Genomic DNA, 2,093 nt, shown 5'->3' with positions numbered 1-2,093 from the left:
CTGATGGCCTGCTCATGCAGGAACGGCAGCAGTTCCACGCGTCCGGCTTCCGTGACGGGGTGGACATACACCGCCAGGTCCGGGCGTCCGCCCGTGGCCTCGGCCAGCGCCTTGGCGTCCCCGCCAATCAGCCGGATCCGGGCGCCGGAGAGCTTGCCCGCCGCGGCGAGGGTGCCTGCGGAAGCGAGCCATTCGGCGTCGTTCTCAACAGTCGCGGCGATGCCAAGCCCGGACAGGACGGCGCGCAGCTGGGCGGGCAGTTCGACGGCGGTGGAGACCGTCAGGACGGACCCGGCCAGGACGCCGGCGGCGACGGTCCGGACGAGGCCGGCAAGCGGCTCGCCTTCCGCGAGGCGGACCGTGACGGGCAGAGCACGGTAGCGGAAGACGTTGCGTTCCGCACTCAGGCCGGAGACGTCCTTCGCGGTGCCGAACTCTTCGGCCCAGGCGCGGGCGTCGGAGGCGAGCGCGCGCTGCAGCGGCGCGAGTTCGTCGGCGGTCAGGAAGCCCTTGGCGGCGTCCTCGATCCGGCGGACGCCGGCTTGGGCGGGAGCAGCGCCCGGGGTGCCGGCGGCGGTGCTGGGCTTGCTGACCCATTCGCCGAGGCCGACGAGGTAGTTCGGGCCGCCGGCCTTGGTGCCGGCGCCGACGGCGGATTTCTTCCAGCCGCCGAAGGGCTGGCGCTGGACAATCGCGCCGGTGATGCCGCGGTTGACGTAGAGGTTGCCGGCCTGGATGGTGTCCAGCCAAATCCCCAGTTCCTCGCTGTTCAGCGAGTGCAGGCCCGCGGTGAGGCCGTATTCGATCTGGTTCTGGATCGCGATGGCCTCCTCGAGGGTCTCGGCGGTCATAACGCCCAGGACCGGGCCGAAGAACTCGGTGAGGTGGAAGTAGGATCCGCGGCGGACACCGGAGCGCACGCCAGGGCTCCAGAGTTTGCCCGAATCATCGAGCTTCCGCGGCTCGACGGCCCAGGTCTCGCCCTCGCCGAGGGTGGTGAGGGCGTTCAGGAGCTTGCCGTTGGCGGGCTCGATGATCGGGCCCATCTGGCTCGCCGGGTCCTGGGGGTAGCCGACCTTGAGCGAGGTGACGGCGTCGATCAGCTGGTTGTGGAAGCGCTTCGACTTCGCCACGGAGCCGACGAGGATCACCAGCGAGGCGGCGGAGCACTTCTGGCCGGCGTGGCCGAACGCGGAGTACGCGACGTCCTTGGCCGCGAGGTCCAGGTCCGCGCTCGGGGTGACGATGATGGCGTTCTTGCCGCTGGTCTCGGCCAGCAGGGGCAGGTCCTTGCGGAACGAGCGGAACAGCTCGGCGGTCTCGTAGCCGCCGGTCAGGATGACGCGGTCCACGGCCGGGTGGGAAATGAGCTGCTGGCCCAGTTCCCGCTCGCCCAACTGGACCATGGTGAGCACGTCGCGCGGAACGCCGGCCTCCCAGAGGGCCTCGATCATGACGGCGCCGCTGCGGCGGGCCTGCTTGGCGGGCTTGACCACGACGGCGGAGCCGGCGGCGAGGGCCGCAAGGGTGGAGCCGGCCGGGATGGCGACCGGGAAGTTCCACGGCGGCGTCACAACGGTGAGCTTGGCCGGGACGAAGGTGGCGCCGTCGACGTCGTCGAGCTTGCGGGCGGACTCGGCGTAGTAGTGCGCGAAGTCGACCGCCTCGCTGATCTCCGGATCGCCCTGGTCGATCGTCTTGCCGGTCTCGGAGGCCATGACCTCAAGAAGGTCCGCGCGGCGGGCCTCGAGGACGTCGCCGGCGCGGTGCAGGATTTCGGCGCGCTCGGCGCCGGAGAGCGCACCCCAGGCCTTGCCCTTCTCGACGGCGGTATCGATCACGGCATTCAGGGTCGCGGCATCGTTGATCGTGGCGGCCTCGACGGAGGAGTTGCCCAGTGTCGACGTCGTGACGCGGCCCAGGATGGCGCGGCCCCAGTCGCGGTTCGCGGGCAGCGACGGATCTGTGTCGGCAGTGTTCTCGAACGAGTCGTGCGGCAGCGGCGCGGCCGGAAGGGCGCGGTTCTGCAGCCGGTTCGGGCCCGGGACCTCGTCGTCGAGCTTGGCCAGCGAGGCGAGGAAGCGCTGCTTCTC

1 protein-coding gene is annotated in these 2,093 nt (G+C 70.9%); it reads right to left on the bottom strand.

Going from position 1 to position 2,093, the window contains the following annotated elements; all coding sequences use genetic code 11:
* Nucleotides 1-2,093, bottom strand: a 2,093-nt coding sequence (locus tag LQV45_RS27780) for an aldehyde dehydrogenase family protein (protein WP_230010101.1), incomplete at both ends; no start/stop codon positions are given.

It is taken from the genome of Microbacterium sp. Bi128 (assembly GCF_918698205.1).
Note: the sequence above shows the minus strand (reverse complement) of the source record. Positions and strands in the feature narration are given on the sequence as shown.